Consider the following 18696-nt stretch of genomic DNA (forward strand, 5'->3'; position numbering starts at 1 on the left):
GAAAAATGAGTGTTTTAACAACATCGACAAGAATGTGGCTGACAAGGTCACTAAAGCCGTTTTTATTTACAAATGAATATGATAATCAGTTAGAGTATAAAAATACAAAAAATATGGGGTTGTATATACATATTCCGTTTTGTAGAACACTTTGTGAATTCTGCCCGTATTGCAAGGTTATTTATGAGGAAAAAATAGCAGATGCATATGTGGATGCATTAATAGAGGAAATTCACCTGGTGGCTCACCAGGATAAAGAAAGAAAAAAAGTAACAAGCTTGTATTTTGGAGGCGGGTCGCCTGCGTTGGTCAGCAGTCGAATCAAGGAGATTATATCTGTACTCAAACAATATTTTGACATTGCAGAAGGGATCGGAATTGAACTGCACCCGGAGGATGTGTCTGTGAATCAATTAGAAATATTAAAGGAAGCAGGGATTACAAAAATCAGTATTGGAATCCAATCATTTCAAGATGATTTTTTACAAGTTCTTGGCAGAAAAAAAATAGACTTTTCTATGATGTTTCATGCAATCCATCAAGTTTCATTTGAAACTGTATCGATGGATTTGATTTTTGCTCTGCCGGGGCAAACATTTGAAGGAATAAGGAAAGACATTGAGATGGCTTTTCAAAATGGAGCGAATCACATTGCAATTTATCCGTTTATTGATTTTACTTTTACGCAAAGTCAAATTAGAAAAATGAGAAAAACGGAAAAACGAAAATTGTTAGATGATATTACAGAATATTGTATGGAAAGAGGGTATGTCCGAGATTCTATTTGGACTTTTGGAAGACCACAGACAAAAAAGTATTCTTCCATGACACGAGATAATTTCTTGGGATTTGGATGCTCAGCCACAACTCTGCTTGAAGATCAGTTTAAAATCAATACCTTTTCTATTAAGGAATATATAAAACGAATACAGAAAAAACAATTGCCGACATCGTTAACGGTTCGATTTACAATGAGACAGAGGATGATATATTATCTGTTTTGGACTGCATATACAACAAGAATTGACTCTCTTGCATTCGAAAAATTCTTTGGTATGAAGCTGGAGAAACAGTATGGTTTCGAATTATGGATTGCAAGAGTATTTGGATTTTTGAAAAAAAGTGAATTTGGTTATGAAATGACCCAAAAGGGAGCCTATTATTATCATTATTATGAAAACTACTATACACTTTCTTATATCGACCAAATGTGGAGCTTAATGAATCGGGAAGCATTTCCGAAAGAGATAAAGTTCTAATAAGCAAAATGTGAAATAAATATACTAAAAAACCTGAATCACAATAAAATCCAAAAAAAGTATGGCAATTAATAAAAAAAAGAAACATATTTTCTGTCGTAACTGCAAATAAAAAGTCTATTTATGTATTTTTTTATAAGTAAAATAAAATAAAATTTTATTTTACACCTAAATAAATATTCTTGTCAATGAAAATTTGATTTATTTCTTTATTTATGTTAAAATATATTAATAATAGAGGATTTGTAAAGACATAGGGGGACAGAGAAATGAATCTTATTAACAAGCAAGTAATTCATAAGAGCTTTGGTAAAGGAAGCGTGGTGAAGCATTCCGATTCTCGTATAGAAGTAAATTTTAAATCGGGAAATAAAAAGTTTCTTTTTCCTGATGCTTTTGGGAGGTATTTAACCTTAACGGATCCCAAAGCTGCAAATTCAATTGAACATATGATACAGAAAAAGCAGACTCAATTAAGAAAAGAAGCGATAATTATAGAGCAAGAAAGAGAAGAGAAAAGAAAAGAAGAAAAATTAACTTTGGAAAGAGAAAAGTTCTTAGAAAATTTCAAGATACATCCGAGTTCACAGGCGGTTTTTTGGTGTGAAGAGGAAGAAATAGAAAATCTCTTTGAAGACTGGACTGTTTTTACAGGTGTAGCGAAAAGTGGAACAAAAAAAGGACAGCCGAACCGACCAATTCGACTGAATAAAAATAGTGCATGTTTATTGACAAGGAGAGCCTCAAATACTTCGGAAAAAGAACGGCGTATTATAGGTATTTTTATGGTCAATGAGACTTTCATCGGAAAGCTATGTGAAGACGGAATGGTTCCTTCCGATCCAAAGCATCGGCTTCAATTTACAACAGAAGAGGCGGATAAATTACTTTTTTGGAACTATTATCTAAATGAAAAGTATCCTAAAAATATTACGTGGAATTCAGGAAAATATCGATATTTTGATAATATCTGGATGGCACAGATTTTGAGAGATGTTGTTCTATTAAAAGATAATCCGGTAGAAAAAGAAAATGCTCAGAAATTCTTAGAATATTTTTGTCATATGAATCGCATTGATGACAAAGAAGTGCCGAAGCCTATGGGTGCTTTACTTCAAATTTAATAGGCAGTCTGAGAAACCAACCTCATTAATCGATAAAGGATTAATGAGGTTTTTTTCTCTTGTTTTGTGCTGAAAAAAATATAAGTGTGTAATTATTTCAATTATAATTTTAAATAGATAAATCAAAAAAGAGTTCGAATGAATCTAATATAAGAATGTAATTTTAATTTAAACTAGAAAGGAGCCCTTGCGTATGAGTAAAGATAAGTTTGCTGAATGTATACAGCTGTTGAAAAATCAGCTGTACCGGACAGCATATTTATATTTAAATGATGAAGCGAGTGCGCTAGATGCAGTAGATGAAGCAGTGTACAAAGTTACTTTGATGAGGAAGAAAACGAATACAAGGATGATCCAGAGAAATTTTATGTAGAATTTTCTTTACTAAACTATCCCTTTGATGTAGTATATCTGTCACCGGTTTATTCACGCATGGTACAATTAGATAAACCGATAAAAATAGAAATGCATTTAAATGAAAAATAGGAAAAGTTCTTAAAAAATACGAAAACGGTGAAATGAAGAGGGGGGATTTCATGAAGAAAATTATCTTGAATGAAATTGAAATACAGCTAGAAAGAAAAATGATAAAAAATATTCATTTACGCATAAAACCACCGTATGGGGAAGTGTATGTCTCCGTTCCGAAACACTTAAGTGATAAACGGATTCAAGAAGTTTTGGAGTTGAAAATGGCCTGGATTATTAAAAATAAAGAAAAATTTTCAAAGCAGGCGCCAAAGCCGGAAAAAAGTTACCTTTCCGGGGAACTGTTTTCTTTGTGGGGAAAGGAATACCCTTTACGAGTCATTCCGTTTTCAGGAGAACGCTCCATTACTTTGGCTGATGATGAAATTCAATTACGAATTCATGCAGGAAGTACGCTTGAACAGCGAAAAAGCCTAATGAAAGAGTGGTATCGGAAGCAGTTGCAGGAGGCAATACCGGCTATTGCTGAAAAATATGAAGAAAAAATGAACGTTCATGCAAGGGAATGGAGAATAAAAGATATGAAGACCCGCTGGGGTACATGCAATATAAGAGTCAAGCGAATTTGGTTGAATTTGAGACTCGCTCCAAAGCACCCAAAGTGCTTGGAATATGTGATTGTTCATGAACTGTGCCATTTACTGGAAAAAAGCCATAATGCGGTATTTAAAAATTACATGGACATTTATTTTCCTGATTGGAAATTAGTAAAGAAAGAATTAAATACATCGAATTAGAATATTTAAATAAGCTATCTCCAACCTTTTAAAATTGGAGATAGCTTATTTTTATGCTAGAGTGATTTTTCGTTTTCTATTTTATTTCAATTTGTAATCGAGCATCTGTAGGCTCTGTCTTTGGAAGTACAATTTTGAGGACTCCATCCTGAAGCGCAGCGTCAATTTCACGTGCATTGATATCTTTTAAATAGATAGCCCTCTGCATGGAAGTGCTTCTTCGTTCCCTATGAATAAAGTTGTCTTTTTCTTCTTTAATTTCCTCGTTTGATTGTACACTGATGATTAGATTATCATTTTGATAATCTAATTTGATATCTTCTCTTTTTACGCCTGGCATTTCTGCTTCGACAATGTAGGATGTATCTTCTTCTTTGACATCTAACTTAAACGTATCATTTCTCAGACTTTTAGCATTTAAGAGGTTATTGTTAAAAAAGTCATCAAACATGTTATAGAAGTCTACAAAATCATGACCATCTCTTCTTTGCATCTGATTTTTGTTAAAAGGTGTTAATCCATACATACTGATTCCTCCTTAAAAATATTTTTTTGTTAGCACTCTATGTCGGTGAGTGCTAAATATATTATTAAAGTACATCATTCTTTTTATATTGTCAATACTTTTTTGAAAAAAATTAAAAAATCATAATCAAATTATATATAAATATAAAAAGTGGAAATAACGGAATCAGATATTCGCATTTCCACATCTTAGACTTTTTATGTTAATGAAAGTCATCTAATAGTATAAGAGAGTCTAATTTAGGGTATCCATCAAGTAGGCCAGTTGCATTTAATGAATAAGATTTTTCTCCATGTAATGTTAAATCCGGAACAGTCAGTAGAACATTCGGTGTTCCCGTTTCACGTATGTGAAGTGTATAGGAGGAAGAGGGAACTAAAAGATAAGGTGTGGATTCTTGATAGGATATATTTTCAAAGATGATGGTTCCATCGGGTAAAGTTAAATCAGCTGCAGGAGCATCCGGTGAGAGATGGATAAAACGCAGCATGGATGTATTCTTTTCAGTCACGTTAGAATCATCGAGATTTTTTAATAATCCGGCTTTTTCTTCTGTTTTAATCAAAGATATCGTCTGCATCTCATTTTCACTTATCGTTAAAAGATCAACTACCATAGGCGGGCTTTCGAATCCATTCATTTTTATGGTTAATTTGTAATCATCACAGCACATAGGAAAATACCCTGAGTAGGAGTTATAAGGCAAGTTTTCGGAAATGATTTTATCATTTAGGTATATATCAACATTTGGTGCATCTGGATGTGCGTGAAAAATACGGAAGTAACCTAAAACCCGGTTGCTGTTATTGTTGCAACAGCCTCTTCTTTCGCACTTTTTATATTGGTTCATAGCTTCACCTCTTTTGATTTATAAAAATTGTTTGTACAGATTGGTTCAGTATAATATATGATGCAAGGTATAAAGTGTTAATTTACAGTATTATTAAATAAAGAGAATACACTGGGAAAAGAAAGAAAATTGATGTATAATTTTTAAAGAAATATTAAATTTTATGAAAAGGAGAATTTTTTTATGCAGGAATTGCCATTGTTTCGCGTTAAAACAACGATGGAGAAGGAAGACTATAGAAATTTTTTATATTTTGCTACATTTCGAAAAAACATTTTTACGATTCCTATGATGTTTCTTTTATCTGGTTTAGGGGCTTTGTTAGGTCGCTATCTCATGGACCATTTTGAATGGAAGCTGTTTTTTTTGGCTTGGATTTGTCTATTAGGTCTGATGTTGGCGGTGCTTTGTTATAAGGTTGAATGGAAGAAAAAAAGAAGAATACAAACGGACAACACTGGCACTTTTGGTTCTTCCGAAACGATTTCTTTTTACAAGGATTATTTGATTTCAGAAAGTTCTCGTGTAGAGGGAAGAAGTAAATTACGGTATGACCAATTTTATAGAGTCTATTCCAGCAAATCTTATTTGATATTATATTATAATGAGACAATGGCATCTTTAATTCGCAAAAAAGATATGGATCAGTCAACGTGCAGGGGGATCGAGACTCTTTTAAGGGAACAATTTAAAGAGCGATTTCGCACGGTTTAGATAAATAGCATGGAGACAAAAATGCATTTTATTTATGGAATAAAAAAATATAGATAATTGAGGAAAAAGTTCATGCAAAGTGAAAAAAATCATATGGTTTCTCTACTCTCATGCATAGATTATCAATATGAAGCGGTGAAGAGTGTAATCGATCAATCTGTAAAGAATTTAGGTGGGTGGCACCTGTTTGTTTTGGCCGGAGAGAAGGTTTTACTTAAAGTGAACCTAGTGATGAAGAAGACTCCGGAAAGCGCAGCGACAAGTCATCCTGTTTTCGTGCGTGCAATATCCGATCTGTTAATAGAACAAGGTGTGCAGGTATTGATTGGAGACAGTCCGGGAGGGCCATTTACCGTAAACCGGCTGCACGCAATTTATCAAGTTTGTGGTATGAAGGAAGCAGCGGAGAGAAGTGGTGCAGAACTAAATTACAATATAGATTATTCTGAGGTGAAAAACCCCAATGGTCTGCTTTTAAAAAAATTAACCAATATTGATGTGTTACGCTCAGTTGATAAAGTAATTAATTTAAGTAAATTGAAAACACATGGAATGATGCGGATGACAGGTGCGGTAAAGAATATGTTCGGTACGATTCCCGGAACTTTAAAAGCGGAATATCACTTAAATCGTCCGGAGCCAGAGAACTTTGCAGATGCGTTGATTGATATTTATCTTTGTGCTAACCCGGTGCTTTCTCTTATAGATGGAATTGTTGCAATGGAAGGGGATGGGCCCACTTCAGGAACACCCAGAAGCGTAGGAGTTGTGATTGCCTCACAGGATGCGTTTTCCATGGATTTGGCCGCTTCTGCTATTATTTCGGCGGCGCCAAAGTCGATTCCTACTGTCAAGAGAAGCATCGATCGCGGACTTTGCCCCTCTGATATTTCGAAAATTACATTTATTGGGGATGCTTTAGAATCATTTATTTTGGATGATTTTAAGGCACCTGCCGTTAAACTGGTTAATCCATTAATGGGAAATTACCCGTTATTTGTAAAAAAAATAGTTGATTATACGTGTCAACCGCGTCCGGTTTTTCTGCATGAAAAATGCATAGGTTGTGAAGACTGCTATAAAAATTGTCCGCCTACAGCTATAACAATGCAAAGAAATCGGCCAGAGGTGGATTTAGGAAAATGTATTCGATGCTTTTGCTGCCAGGAGCTTTGTCCGAAAAAAGCAGTGGAAATAAAACGCCCGCTGTTGTTTCGATTTATAGCAAAACTTTGAAAAAGAGAATGATTGTCTCGAAAGTAAGTTGTCTAAGAAAATTAAAGTGGCAAAAAAAGTTGATTGCCTGTAAAGTTTATAACAAGAAAGAAATTTATTGAACTTAAAAAGTAGAAAGAGTAAATGAAATTGAAAAAGTATAAAACCATAGTATTTGATTTAGACGGAACTCTGCTGAATTCTTTAGAAGACTTGTGTGATAGCACAAATGCCGCCTTGAATAAAATGGGGTATCCGTTAAGAAGTATAGAAGAGATCCGTAGTTTTGTAGGGAATGGCGTTTGGAAGTTGATAGAAAGAGCTGTGCCAAATGGAACTACGAAAGAAGAGACAGAGCGTTGCTTTACTTTTTTTGAAGCACACTATGAGAAGAACAAAGAGAATAAGACAAGGCCGTATGAAGGAATAATAGAGCTTTTGCAGGAATTAAAAAAGAGAGGCTATAGAACGGCGGTTATATCCAATAAATATCATGAAGCCGTAGGTACACTGACAGGACATTACTTTAGTGGCTTATTTAATGCTTATCTTGGAGAAACGGAAGGAATTCCCAAAAAACCTGCTCCGGATGGAGTGAGAAGGATTTTGGAATTATTGCATTGTCAGCCTTTCAGTGCGATTATGGTAGGAGACTCAGATGTGGATATTTTAACTGCTAAAAATGCAGATTTAAGAAGCGTAGGTGTGACATGGGGATACCGAACAAGGGAGCTTTTAAAACAGGTTGGTGCTGATTATATTATTGATGAACCAAAAGAATTGTTAAATTTATTGGATGAAGGATTATAGAGATCCTAAAAAAGCTATCGGTTATAGGTCTTGGTTTTTTAAAGACACTAAAAAATTCGAAATTCTATAATATAAAAATGAAAAGGACAGCATGCTGATATATGATAAAAGAAGATCAAATATTAATAGCGGGAATAAAAGATAAAATATGCCAGTGCAATGAACAATATCGAATGACATACTCCCTGTTCTTTGATACACGGCAACGAAATATAATTGAGTCTTATTGCAAGGATCTTAAGGTATTTCACTATGTACTTTATGGCGGATATGAGGATGCGGAACGCAACATCATTCTGTTTTTGCCGGATTACGTTTTACTGAAAGAAAACAATGGCATCATAAATTATTTCAAAACAAATCCAGAAGATAATCCTTTAGCCCTTTTACATATAACCTATGAGGGACACAGGGAACTTACGCACAGAGATTATCTGGGATCTGTTTTGAGCTTAGGAATTAAAAGAGAAAAAATAGGGGATATTTTGGTTCGGGAAAAAGGCTGTGACATTATTACATTTAAAGATATTGCAAATTTCCTTGTGCTAAACTTTGAAAAAGCTGCAAACATGCGTTTAAAGACAGAGCTGTCTCCTATAGAGAATTTGGTTGTGCCGGAAGGAAAACGGGTAGAAATTAAGGACACGGTCGCTTCTTTGCGGTTGGATAATCTAGTGGCCTCTGCATTTTCATTGTCTCGGTCAAAGGCGTCAGAAGCAGTATTGAAAGGAAGCATCTTTGTTAACGGAATACAAAAAATGAAGCCGGAGTTTCTTATGAAACAAGGTGATAAGCTTGTTTTTCGGGGCAAGGGGAAATCGATCTTAAAAGAGATTGGAAAAGAAACTAAAAAAGATAGAATTTTTATCATTTTAGAACGGTATCTCTAAGAAGGGAGAGTTGATGATGGAACGAAATAAGCCTTCTGCATTCGTAAAAAGAGATGCAATTTATAATCCGCTTGAAGGAAAGTGGGAAAAGAGATTGAACTCAAAATATTTAGGTGATTTGGAGCCGTTTTCCCTAGAAAGGGAAATTACTTCCAAAATTTCAGATGTGAAAGACAAAGCCCTTTCTGGTCAAAACAAGGTGAGAGATTTTACAGATCAGGAGGCAGTGAAAAAGCATGTAAGTGAATTCAGGTCATCAATGAAGGCTTCGGTGCAGAGGCTAAAGGAATGGAGCGAAGAAACCTTTATGGATGAAGACCCCCTCGCTGAAGAAAATGAAGCAGGCATGATACAAGATAGAGAAGAGGAAACGGAAAAGAATTTTCCGGTAAAAGAATCTGAGGGGAATGATGCAGAATATGAAGAGACTGGCAATCAGGAATTGGATCATTCAGAGGAAAAGCAGGATTACAATTGGTTAAAGCTTTTGCTTGCTGCAATCGGATTAATTTTAGCAATTGTATCGAATTAATGTTGGTGTATGCAGTCTTTCGCTTTTTCTTCCTTTTTATCTACAAATATGATAAAGTAATTTTAGATTGAAGTATTAAAATACCGTGAAAGGAAAACGGAATAATGACAGGAGGCAGCTATGCAATCAAATCATCTAATCATACGTCCTTCTATATTTGAAGACTGCACATTGTTTGCAAAGTGGGAGGAGCAACCGTATATTATTGAGTTTTTTACAATTAGTCAAGGCAGAGACTATAATGAAATCGCACAGGAATTTGCAGTTAGAGCTTTGGATTCTAGCATGCTGCAATTTACGATTGTCAAGAAAGATGAAGATAAGCCGATTGGCCGTATTTTTATCAGCAGGCTGGATGAACATGCTGACTCATTGGACATTACCCGCATTTATATCGGAGAGGATTCTTATCGCGGAAAGGGCTTAGGTGAAGAAGCTTTACGTCTATTATTGGAATATTGCTTTATTTATCTGCATATGGAACGAGTTACGCTTGATCATGTACCGGAGAATAAAAGAGCGGCTCATTTATATTTAAAATTAGGATTTCAGTATGAAGGAATTGCACGTCACGCAGGAAAAAAAGATGGGAAATATGTGGATCTACATTTAATGTCCATGCTTCGTTCTGAGTATTTTAAAAATATGAGGAATGATAACCTGTAAGAATATATTAAGAATTTTATAAAGCGTTTAGTAAGAAATGAAGAGTATCCTCTTAATTAGGAAAGCAGTGTAAGCCTTTCGCTTTCTAATAAAGAAAAGGGGGTACTTGTTTTTTAATAAAAAGAAAGGATTATGAAATGAATATATTAGTTTGTGATGATGACCAAGAAATCGTAGCAGCAATTGAAGTCTATCTAAAAAATGAAGGATACACTATTTTAAAGGCATATGATGGTATGGAAGCTTTGGACATTCTCGATAAAAATGAAGTACACCTGGTAATTATGGATATCATGATGCCACGCTTAGATGGAATGCGTACGACAATGAAAATACGAGAAGCGAAGAATATTCCAATTATTATGCTTTCAGCAAAATCAGAGGATTATGATAAAATAACAGGATTAAACCTTGGAGCAGATGACTATATTACAAAACCATTTAATCCTTTGGAGCTAATCGCAAGAGTGAAGTCACAGCTGCGGCGGTATGTAAACCTTGGAAGTATGGAAAAAAAGGTAGGAGCTTATCGATCAGGTGGACTTTTGGTGGATGATGAAACAAAGACTATAACTCTGGATGATGAGCAGGTTTTGGTAACACCAATCGAGTATGGAATACTGAAATTATTGACTAAAAATGCTGGAAAAGTATTTTCAATGGAGCAAATTTATGAAGCGGTTTGGAAGGAACCCGCTTACAATCCGGAAAATACAGTAGCCGTCCATATTCGAAGAATTCGTGAAAAAATAGAAATAAATCCGAAAAATCCAAGATATTTAAAGGTGGTGTGGGGAATTGGATATAAAATTGAAAAAATTCGGTCATAATTCATTTGGAAAGGTAATTGCTTTTTTACTTTGTGCTGCTTTTTTTATCGCAGTATTGATTCAATCTATGGCGGTTATATTATTGATAAATCAGGACGATGGCATATATGTTGATGATCCTTTAGATTTACTCTCTTCAAAAAATTATACAGAAAGTAATTCTTTTGAACTGGGTTTTTATCAAAAGATGCTTACTCTTGTTGATACGGTTCAATGGTTAAAGAGTGAAGAAAATATTAAGATGGGAAATACGATTGATCCGAATGAGCTGGAACATAGGAAAAGAACATTATTTAATAATGAGTTTAACCAGAATTTCGGATATCGTTATTACAACGAGAGCTATGATGCCTATGTAGTAGAAGATGGAAATGAGCAAATCGTATTGGATTATGATAATAAAGATGCAAGAAAGCTGTTTGAGACATCTTATGCTGCTAAAATTAAAGAACTAAAAAATCAGCTGATCGAACGAGATCTGAGAGAATATCGAGATGATATCCTCTACTTAAATAAAATAAAGGGTTTTTCTTACTATGCAGAGAATGGAGATCATGTTTTGACAAATCTTGATCAAACAAAATATGCATCAGATTATGCTATACGGGAATTTTTTCAAGAACAATATGCATATCGTCTATACCTTAAGGGAGAATACTTTAGCCACCCACAAACGAATAGGATACAAAGTTATTGGGAAGACCGGATTAAAAACCATTTATATGATAATTCTGCAGAAGATAGTTTGCTTTACATGGCCTATGATGATGAATATGTAAAAAATCAAAGTGCTTTATTTCAAGAAATTCGAAGTCAGATTATAATTTATATTGGTATCATATTATTTTGCTTATTCATGACAGTGGCATTATTTGTATATCTTTTGGTTACGACTGGAAAAAAAAGAGAAGATGGGACTCTTATTTTGTACCAAATAGACCGTTGGTCTACGGAAATACAACTCATTCTCATTACTCTGATTTTAATAATCGGAGGAGCTTTAACCATAAGCGCATTTGATGAATTTTTAAATATGGTAGAATACTATGGGAATCCATATTCACCAATTATATTGGCGTTTTATGCGATTGCATATGCATTGGCAGCATTTGGTTTATTTTTTATTCTGAGCATGGCAAGAAAAATAAAAGCAAAGCGCTTTTTCTCGGATTTCATTTTATGGCGTATTGTAAAATCCGTATTTACTACGGTTAAAGAATTATATTACGGGAGCAATATAACTCGAAAGGTGGCATTCCTCCTTGCGGCGATGTGTCTTTTTTCAGCCAGTGTAGTAATGATGCCAGTTGTTTTGGTTATCTCATTACTATATTGTATTAAAGCTATAAAGCAATACGAAGAAATAAAAAAAGGCGTACATGAGATGAAAAATGGGAATTTATCTTATAAAATTAAGTTAAATGGAAATGCTTTAGGAGAGTTTGAAGGGTTGGCACAAGATATTAACGACATTTCCGAAGGATTTGATGTGGCAGTAAAACAGGAATTGAAAAACCAAAGACTGAAAACGGAATTGATTTCAAATGTATCACATGATATAAAAACTCCGTTGACTTCTATTATTACCTATGTAGACTTGTTGAAAAAAGAAGGCCTTGATTCCGATGATGCACCTAAATATCTAGAGATTTTAGACCAAAAAAGTATTCGTCTAAAAAAACTGACTGAGGATTTGTTTGAAGCGGCAAAAGCTTCCAGCGGAGATATACCTCTTGACATGCACGAAGTTGAATTGCTGTCATTGATTAATCAGGGGCTTGGAGAAATGAATGACCGCTTTGAAAAGAGAGGATTAGAAATAATTATTAAAGCAGAGAAAGAAAAATATTATGCTTTAGCTGACGGACAATTGCTCTGGCGTGTGGTAGAAAATCTATTTGGAAATATTATTAAGTATGCACAGAAAAATTCAAGAGTATATATTGATATAAGAGAAGAAGTTGGTGAAGAATTATCTAAAAAAACGATTATAGAGATCAAGAATGTATCGGAGAATCCCCTGAATATTCCTGCGGAAGAATTACTGGAACGTTTTAAGCGAGGAGATACCTCCAGAAGCACCGAAGGCAGCGGGCTAGGACTTTCGATTGCAAAAGATTTAATGCAGATACAAGGGGCTGATTTTGATATTTTAATTGATGGTGATTTATTTAAAGCGATTTTGACGCTGGATTCGAAAGAACTCGAGATGAACTTTGAAGGTTAATTTTAAAATCTAAAATTCTTAGCACAAATTTTTGCCACCCACATAGACTATAGTGGGTGGTTTTTTTGAGAAAAATAAGGAGAAGTAAAAATAGAACCAGGTTCCTCGGCATTATATTGGCTATAATCGGTGCTATGATTATAGTGAGAATCATACCACTTGGTGTATGGTATGCGCTGCTTGTTCTTATGATCACAGCGTTAATCTTATTAATTTTTGGAGGAATGAATGGTTAGGCATAAGAAGGGACAGTATTATGGGAAATTACACGGGAAATCATAATTGTAATTGCAAAAAGAAGTATTATAGAAGATCAGGTGAAATTGAGCTGTTTGGTCTGATCTTATTGATTATTGGGGTTGTTACAATTTGTGCATTTTTATTGCCTTCTAAAATATGGTTACTTATTATGGGATTTATCATGATTTTCTGCGGTTATAAACTATTTCGGTGTTAATTACGTGAGAGAAGAGAACAAAAGATAAAGATTTGGTGAAAAGACATGTTTTTTCCCAATTCTATTGGACAGGCAGAGATGCAAGCGATATAATGAAAAGGAATTATTAAAAAAGGAGGTCACAAAATTGATGAGTGACGGCATTTATTTATTTTTACAAAATGTACAGATTGCTACGATGATTGTATCGTTTGTCAGCATCTTACTATGTATAGTTGCCTTGGTTTTTTTCATAATTATGATGTTTTATGGAATTAAGGTTGCTAAGATTTATATCAAAGCGCATGGAAGTGACAAGAAGGAAACAGTTATTCCAGTTTCGGAATCGGAATCCATTGCAAATAAGGATGAGAAAATGGAAAACAATACAACAGAATCTTTAGAAGAAAAAGAAAAGTAGGCTATGCCTACTTTTTCTATATATGAGGAATATTTTTTATGTTTTTTTAAAATCTGCATAAAATAAGAATGCAAGTAAAAAAACCTGCGATGTGCAGGTTTAATTGTGATTTCATTTTTAAATGGCTCTTGTAATTTTGTTCGATCTGATGCATCTTGTACATACGTTTTTACGAGTAACCGTACCGTTTTCATTCACTTTTACTGTTTGAATGTTTGCGTTCCATTTTCTTCTTGTATGTCTATTGGAGTGGGACACGTTATTACCGGAAACTTGACCCTTACCACATATTTCGCATTTTCTTGACATCTGCTGCACCTCCTTCTTTCATCCCAGTGGGACGTAAGTTTTTCTTATCAAATGCTTAAAGCAATTAATTTACGCATCGAACAAATGTCATTATAGCATACAAATTTCCAACTGTAAAATACTTTTTTTTAAAATAGACCATATACACAAAAAAAATATGTTAAAATAAGAAAAATAGGAGGGCGAAACTGTGTTATATAAGATTCAGACAGAGAATGGAACGATAACGCTCTTTAAAGAAGCGGTTGCTGCAATTATAATAAGAGTTATGGAAACATTTGCAGGAAAAGTATTGATTGCAAATCAAAAAGGCAAAATATACCATTTTATTGCACGCGTTAGCGGAAAAGAAGATGGCGGAACCATTGAGATCGTAAATGGAAAAAAAGGATTTGATATTCGTATTTATGTATTAATTCGGTTCGGAAGCAGCATAAATAAGACAACAGAGTTAATTATTGAACAAATTAAAAATGAAGTAGAAAAAGGGACAGGCGTTCCTGTGAACAGTGTCTCAGTCGTGATTACAGGAGTTTTCTCAAAACAAATTGCACGGCGAAATATAGAAATAAAGAAAGAAACGTGAGGCTTTTCATGGAATTGCAAAGTGAAATTAAGAATTTGAAAGGAATCGGACCGAAAAAACAAGCGGCTTTAAAAAAAATAGGTGTTTCATCTATTGAAGATTTATTGTTTTTGTATCCGAGAGATTATGAAGACCGAAGAAACTTGAAAAGTATAGATTTATTAAAAGAAGGGGAAAATGCAGTTATATGTGCAAAGATACAGTTAATAATTAAAAGCAGAAAAAATTTTGGAAAAAAACAAATACTTCGCATTTTGGTGGAAGATTCTACTGGAGCGATTGAAATTGTATTTTTTCAAATGACATATTTAGAAAAGACTCTGATGAGAGATCAAGAATATATTTTTTTCGGAAAAATAGCTTCTCGAAATGGACGCTTGCAAATGATCCAACCGGATTTTCATATCTTTGAGGGAAAGACGGAGAATCAGATCTTACCAATTTATCCGCTTACCTTGGGATTGACACAAAAGGAATTGCGCAAATGGCAAGCCGCAATAAAACCATTTATTGCACAATTAAATGAGTTTTTACCAGAGGAAATAATCAAAAAAAATAGACTTTGCAGTTTTACATATGCAATGATGAATATTCATTTTCCGCAGTCACCGCAAAAACTAAAAGAAGCGAAATTCCGCCTTGTTTTTAATGAATTGTTTTTACTACAAACGGGTTTGATGCTGACAAAAAATTGTTTGACTATGCAGCAGAAGGGCATTTCTTTTTCAGATCAGATCAATGTTTTAGATTTTATAAGAAGCTTTCCTTATTCTTTAACAAAAGCACAGCTGCGAGTAATCTCTGAAATAAATAAAGATATGGAATCAAGCCATGTAATGAATCGTCTTGTACAGGGAGATGTTGGTTCTGGTAAAACTGCCGTTGCTGCCGTTTCTATTTTTAAAGCCGTAAAAAGCGGATTTCAGGTTGCGATGATGGCACCGACTGAACTCTTGGCAAAACAACATTATGAGGGCTTAAAAGAACAATTTAATGCGTTTAACGTGAAAGTTGGCTTCTTGTCAGGAAGCCTCACAGAAAAACAAAAAAAACAGGTTCTTTTTGAGCTAGAGCAAGGAAACATCCAACTTCTTATTGGTACACATGCTCTCATTCAAAAAAGAGTAGTTTTTAAAAATTTAGGCTTGGTTATTACTGATGAACAGCATCGGTTTGGTGTGAATCAAAGAACTTTATTAACGGAAAAAGGACAGCATCCGGATGTTTTGGTCATGACAGCGACTCCGATACCCCGCACATTGGCAATTATTTTATATGGAGATTTAGATTATTCTGTAATTGACGAAATGCCACCCGGAAGAAAATCCATTGAAACAAAAGCATTATCTCCTATGCAGAGGGAGCAAGCCTATGCCTTTTTAATAGCAGAGGTAAAGCAAGGACGGCAGGCTTATGTAGTAGCCCCCTTGATTGAAGAATCAGAAACCATGGAATGTCAATCTGCCGTTTCTGCTTTTGAAGAATTTCAGATAAAATATCCTCAAATTCGTGCAGGACTACTTTATGGAACAATGAAACAATCGGAAAAAGATAAAATCATGCAAGCTTTTTATGAGCGCGAACTAGATATTTTATTTGCAACGGTTGTAATTGAGGTTGGCATCAATGTACCGAATGCAACGGTTATGCTGATTGAAAATGCAGAACGTTTTGGACTAGCTCAGCTTCATCAATTGCGTGGACGAGTTGGGCGAGGCACCGAACGATCCTACTGTCTATTAATTGCTGATCAAAAAAATGAATTGGCAAAAGAGCGGGCAAAAATTATGGCACAAAGTAATGATGGCTTTTTTATTGCAGAAAAAGATTTAAAGCTGCGTGGACCGGGTGAATTTTTTGGTATGCGCCAACATGGAATACCCGAATTAAAAATTGCTGATTTAGGGAAACATATTAGAATATTGGAAACGGTAAAAAAAGAATCAATTTCTATTTTGGAATGTGATCCGTTTTTAAAGGAACCTGACCATGCTCTTTTGCGTATGAAAATTGAAAAAATGTTTGAAAACGTTGAAAATATAGGAATTTGAGCAATGTTCCAAAACTAGCCAGTATAAGAAATTATTACATTACATACTTTCATCTTCTGGGGATAACATAATAACGTAACAGGAGGTGATTACAAATGACATTACAGAGCAAAATGAACGTCAATGCAAAACCGGCATTAGACAACATGAAGACTGAAGTAGCTAACGAATTAGGTCTTGCAAACTACAACACTATGGATAAGGGTAACTTAACTGCAAGACAGAACGGCTATGTAGGCGGCTATATGACTAAGAAGTTAGTTGAAATGGCTGAACAACAGATGTCAGGAAAATAAAACAATTTTTTTTCAAAAAAATAAATATCCAGCAGTATGAACTGCTGGATATTTATTTGCTTTTTTTTGCAGATATGCTAAAATAATAGAAAGAAGGGAGCGATTTTTTGCGCATTATTTCAGGTAGATTAAAAGGTCGGCGATTATACACGCCGTTAAATCGGCAAATTCGACCGACATCAGATAAAGTAAAAGAGGCAATCTTTAGCATGATTGCTGGATACATTGGAGAAGGTATTATTGCAGCAGATGTTTTTTCGGGGACTGGAAACTTAGGCTTAGAGGCGATCAGCCGGGGAGCAGAGTTAGTTTATTTCGGAGATCGTTCAAGAGAAAGTCTTGCATTAACTCGGCAGAATATTTCTTATTGTAAGGTTGAAGAGCAATCCGTGGTATTGCCTGGCGATTATAAACAGGTGCTTGACCGTATTTCAAATAAAATAGATGTCTTTTTTTTAGATCCGCCTTATCAGGATGGTGTTCTTGTGGATTGTATGCAAACGATTTTTGATTTGGATTTATTAGAGAGGGATGGAGTAATTGTTGCAGAGCATGATTCCAAGGAAAAATTACCGGATTCGTTAGCTGGTTTTCGTATTTTAAAACAAAAGGAATATGGGAACATCGCCATTACGATTTATGTCGCACAGGAGGATATTGAATGAAGCGAGTTTTATACACCGGCTCTTTTGATCCGATTACGAACGGGCATTTAGACCTTATTAATCGTGCATCAAAGCTTTGCGACGAGCTAGTGGTAGGCGTCATTGAGAACAAATCTAAAATACCTTTTTTCACGATAGAAGAGCGAGTGGGTATGATCAAAAAGGCGACAAGCCATCTAAAAAATGTAAACGTGGATAGCTTCTGTGGACTTTTAGCTGACTATGTAAATATGCATGAAATTTCAGCCGTGGTGAGGGGACTTCGTGCCACTATGGATTTCGAATATGAAATTCAAATGGCGCAGATGAATGCCCGGCTCTTTAAAAAAGATGTTGAGACCATTTTTTTAATGACTAGCCCGGACTATTCCTTTATTAGTTCCAGTATGATAAAAGAAGTCTTTTCTTTAAAGGGGAACATTAAGGGTCTGGTTCCGGATGTAATTTTAGAGTGTATGGAAAAAAAATTGGCAGATAAAACGGGAGGGATTGGAAAATGAAGGTATTAGAATTATTGGAGGAGATTGAAGAAATTGTAGATACAAGCTCTGGATTTCCTTTGACAGGAAAAATCTTGGTGGATGCCGAAGAAATATTGGAAATTGTAAAAGAAATCCGCATTGAACTTCCCGATGAAATTCAACAAGCGCAATGGATTAAAGATGAAAGGCAGCGCATTTTAGATGAAGCGAAGGGGGAAGCGGAGACGATACTGAAGGATGCTAAAATGCAAGCAGAGTCTTTGATTGAAAACGATGATATTACCTCAAAAGCAAAAGTACGTGCGGATGAGATTATGTCAGTCGCAAGTGCAAATGCGATCAATTTAAAAATGAGTACGTTTGATTATATTGACAGCATCTTATACAATTTTCAAGATAAGATGGAGCAGATGAATGCAATCTATTTTACGGATATGTTTAATAATCTGCAAAATACATTTGATCAAATTAATGGAACGATTTCTTCAAACCGAAATGAAATTAAGGATATGATTTATCGTACACAAATGGAAAGCGAAGAATCTTAAAATATAGCATATTCTACATAGAAAACGCATAGC

General features: G+C 34.7%; 23 protein-coding genes. 20 read left to right on the forward strand and 3 right to left on the reverse strand.

The genetic code is table 11. From position 1 onward, the window contains the following. Nucleotides 1–5 precede the first annotated feature (5 nt). From U5921_RS13540 to U5921_RS13555, 4 genes are all read left to right on the forward strand, one after another. On the forward strand, nucleotides 6–1259 hold the full coding sequence (locus tag U5921_RS13540; protein WP_324823987.1) for a coproporphyrinogen-III oxidase family protein: 1254 nt from the start codon (nucleotides 6–8) through the stop codon (nucleotides 1257–1259). 269 nt (nucleotides 1260–1528) lie between these two features. After that, nucleotides 1529–2383, forward strand: a complete 855-nt coding sequence (locus tag U5921_RS13545; protein WP_324823988.1) for a hypothetical protein — start codon at nucleotides 1529–1531, stop codon at nucleotides 2381–2383. A 193-nt stretch (nucleotides 2384–2576) separates the two neighbouring features. Then, entirely contained in the window at nucleotides 2577–2756 is a 180-nt protein-coding gene (locus tag U5921_RS13550) for a hypothetical protein (protein ID WP_324823989.1), read from the forward strand. 163 nt (nucleotides 2757–2919) lie between these two features. After that, a complete protein-coding gene (locus tag U5921_RS13555) occupies nucleotides 2920–3609 on the forward strand; it encodes a SprT family zinc-dependent metalloprotease (RefSeq protein ID WP_324823990.1) in 690 nt (229 codons plus the stop codon). Between the two features lie 76 nt (nucleotides 3610–3685). On the opposite strand, the gene U5921_RS13560 is transcribed toward U5921_RS13555, so the two are convergent. After that, nucleotides 3686–4135: an Hsp20/alpha crystallin family protein gene (locus U5921_RS13560; protein WP_324823991.1), complete on the reverse strand. Its 450-nt coding sequence runs from the start codon at nucleotides 4133–4135 to the stop codon at nucleotides 3686–3688. 202 nt (nucleotides 4136–4337) lie between these two features. Next, entirely contained in the window at nucleotides 4338–4985 is a 648-nt protein-coding gene (locus tag U5921_RS13565) for a DUF4397 domain-containing protein (protein ID WP_324823992.1), read from the reverse strand. Nucleotides 4986–5168: 183 nt separating this feature from the next. Here U5921_RS13565 and U5921_RS13570 point away from each other — a divergent pair, with 183 nt between their 5' ends. From U5921_RS13570 to U5921_RS13615, 10 genes are all read left to right on the forward strand, one after another. After that, entirely contained in the window at nucleotides 5169–5699 is a 531-nt protein-coding gene (locus U5921_RS13570) for a YcxB family protein (protein WP_324823993.1), read from the forward strand. A 72-nt stretch (nucleotides 5700–5771) separates the two neighbouring features. Next, nucleotides 5772–6935 (forward strand): DUF362 domain-containing protein, encoded by a 1164-nt coding sequence (locus U5921_RS13575; RefSeq protein ID WP_324823994.1) that lies wholly within the window; start codon nucleotides 5772–5774, stop codon nucleotides 6933–6935. 129 nt (nucleotides 6936–7064) lie between these two features. Next, nucleotides 7065–7724 (forward strand): HAD family hydrolase, encoded by a 660-nt coding sequence (locus U5921_RS13580; RefSeq protein WP_324823995.1) that lies wholly within the window; start codon nucleotides 7065–7067, stop codon nucleotides 7722–7724. Between the two features lie 101 nt (nucleotides 7725–7825). Next, entirely contained in the window at nucleotides 7826–8614 is a 789-nt protein-coding gene (locus tag U5921_RS13585; RefSeq protein WP_324823996.1) for an RNA-binding protein, read from the forward strand. A 13-nt stretch (nucleotides 8615–8627) separates the two neighbouring features. Then, the gene (locus tag U5921_RS13590; protein ID WP_324823997.1) at nucleotides 8628–9146 is read left to right on the forward strand and encodes a hypothetical protein; all 519 of its coding nucleotides are present in this window, start codon (nucleotides 8628–8630) and stop codon (nucleotides 9144–9146) included. Between the two features lie 120 nt (nucleotides 9147–9266). After that, the gene (locus U5921_RS13595; protein WP_324823998.1) at nucleotides 9267–9812 is read left to right on the forward strand and encodes a GNAT family protein; all 546 of its coding nucleotides are present in this window, start codon (nucleotides 9267–9269) and stop codon (nucleotides 9810–9812) included. 137 nt (nucleotides 9813–9949) lie between these two features. After that, entirely contained in the window at nucleotides 9950–10642 is a 693-nt protein-coding gene (locus tag U5921_RS13600) for a response regulator transcription factor (protein ID WP_324823999.1), read from the forward strand. Further along, a complete protein-coding gene (locus U5921_RS13605; RefSeq protein WP_324824000.1) occupies nucleotides 10611–12869 on the forward strand; it encodes a HAMP domain-containing sensor histidine kinase in 2259 nt (752 codons plus the stop codon). Before U5921_RS13600 ends, U5921_RS13605 begins: the two co-directional genes overlap by 32 nt. Before the next feature lie 256 nt (nucleotides 12870–13125). Beyond that, nucleotides 13126–13326 carry a hypothetical protein gene (locus tag U5921_RS13610; RefSeq protein WP_324824001.1) on the forward strand — a complete coding sequence of 67 codons (201 nt, stop codon included), beginning with the start codon at nucleotides 13126–13128 and terminating at the stop codon, nucleotides 13324–13326. A gap of 130 nt (nucleotides 13327–13456) precedes the next feature. Further along, nucleotides 13457–13726 (forward strand): hypothetical protein, encoded by a 270-nt coding sequence (locus U5921_RS13615; protein WP_324824002.1) that lies wholly within the window; start codon nucleotides 13457–13459, stop codon nucleotides 13724–13726. 117 nt (nucleotides 13727–13843) lie between these two features. Here U5921_RS13615 and rpmB read toward each other — a convergent pair whose 3' ends face one another. Further along, entirely contained in the window at nucleotides 13844–14035 is a 192-nt protein-coding gene (rpmB, locus tag U5921_RS13620; RefSeq protein WP_206459164.1) for a 50S ribosomal protein L28, read from the reverse strand. A 190-nt stretch (nucleotides 14036–14225) separates the two neighbouring features. On the opposite strand from rpmB, the gene U5921_RS13625 reads away from it, so the two are divergent. The 6 genes from U5921_RS13625 (at nucleotide 14226) to U5921_RS13650 (ending at nucleotide 18663) form a co-directional block, all read left to right on the forward strand. Continuing rightward, on the forward strand, nucleotides 14226–14621 hold the full coding sequence (locus U5921_RS13625) for an Asp23/Gls24 family envelope stress response protein (protein ID WP_324824003.1): 396 nt from the start codon (nucleotides 14226–14228) through the stop codon (nucleotides 14619–14621). 8 nt (nucleotides 14622–14629) lie between these two features. Further along, nucleotides 14630–16672, forward strand: coding sequence for an ATP-dependent DNA helicase RecG (gene recG / locus U5921_RS13630; RefSeq protein WP_324824004.1), 2043 nt, complete (start codon nucleotides 14630–14632; stop codon nucleotides 16670–16672). Nucleotides 16673–16767: 95 nt separating this feature from the next. Next, on the forward strand, nucleotides 16768–16968 hold the full coding sequence (locus U5921_RS13635; RefSeq protein ID WP_324824005.1) for an alpha/beta-type small acid-soluble spore protein: 201 nt from the start codon (nucleotides 16768–16770) through the stop codon (nucleotides 16966–16968). A gap of 107 nt (nucleotides 16969–17075) precedes the next feature. Beyond that, nucleotides 17076–17633, forward strand: coding sequence for a 16S rRNA (guanine(966)-N(2))-methyltransferase RsmD (gene rsmD, locus U5921_RS13640; RefSeq protein WP_324824006.1), 558 nt, complete (start codon nucleotides 17076–17078; stop codon nucleotides 17631–17633). Beyond that, nucleotides 17630–18133 carry a pantetheine-phosphate adenylyltransferase gene (gene coaD / locus U5921_RS13645; RefSeq protein ID WP_324824007.1) on the forward strand — a complete coding sequence of 168 codons (504 nt, stop codon included), beginning with the start codon at nucleotides 17630–17632 and terminating at the stop codon, nucleotides 18131–18133. The genes rsmD and coaD overlap by 4 nt, the downstream gene beginning before the upstream one ends. Further along, nucleotides 18130–18663, forward strand: a complete 534-nt coding sequence (locus U5921_RS13650) for an ATPase (RefSeq protein WP_324824008.1) — start codon at nucleotides 18130–18132, stop codon at nucleotides 18661–18663. The genes coaD and U5921_RS13650 overlap by 4 nt, the downstream gene beginning before the upstream one ends. The last annotated feature ends 33 nt before the right edge of the window (nucleotides 18664–18696 follow it).

The organism is Sinanaerobacter sp. ZZT-01, assembly GCF_035621135.1.
GTDB lineage: Bacteria > Bacillota > Clostridia > Peptostreptococcales > Anaerovoracaceae > IOR16.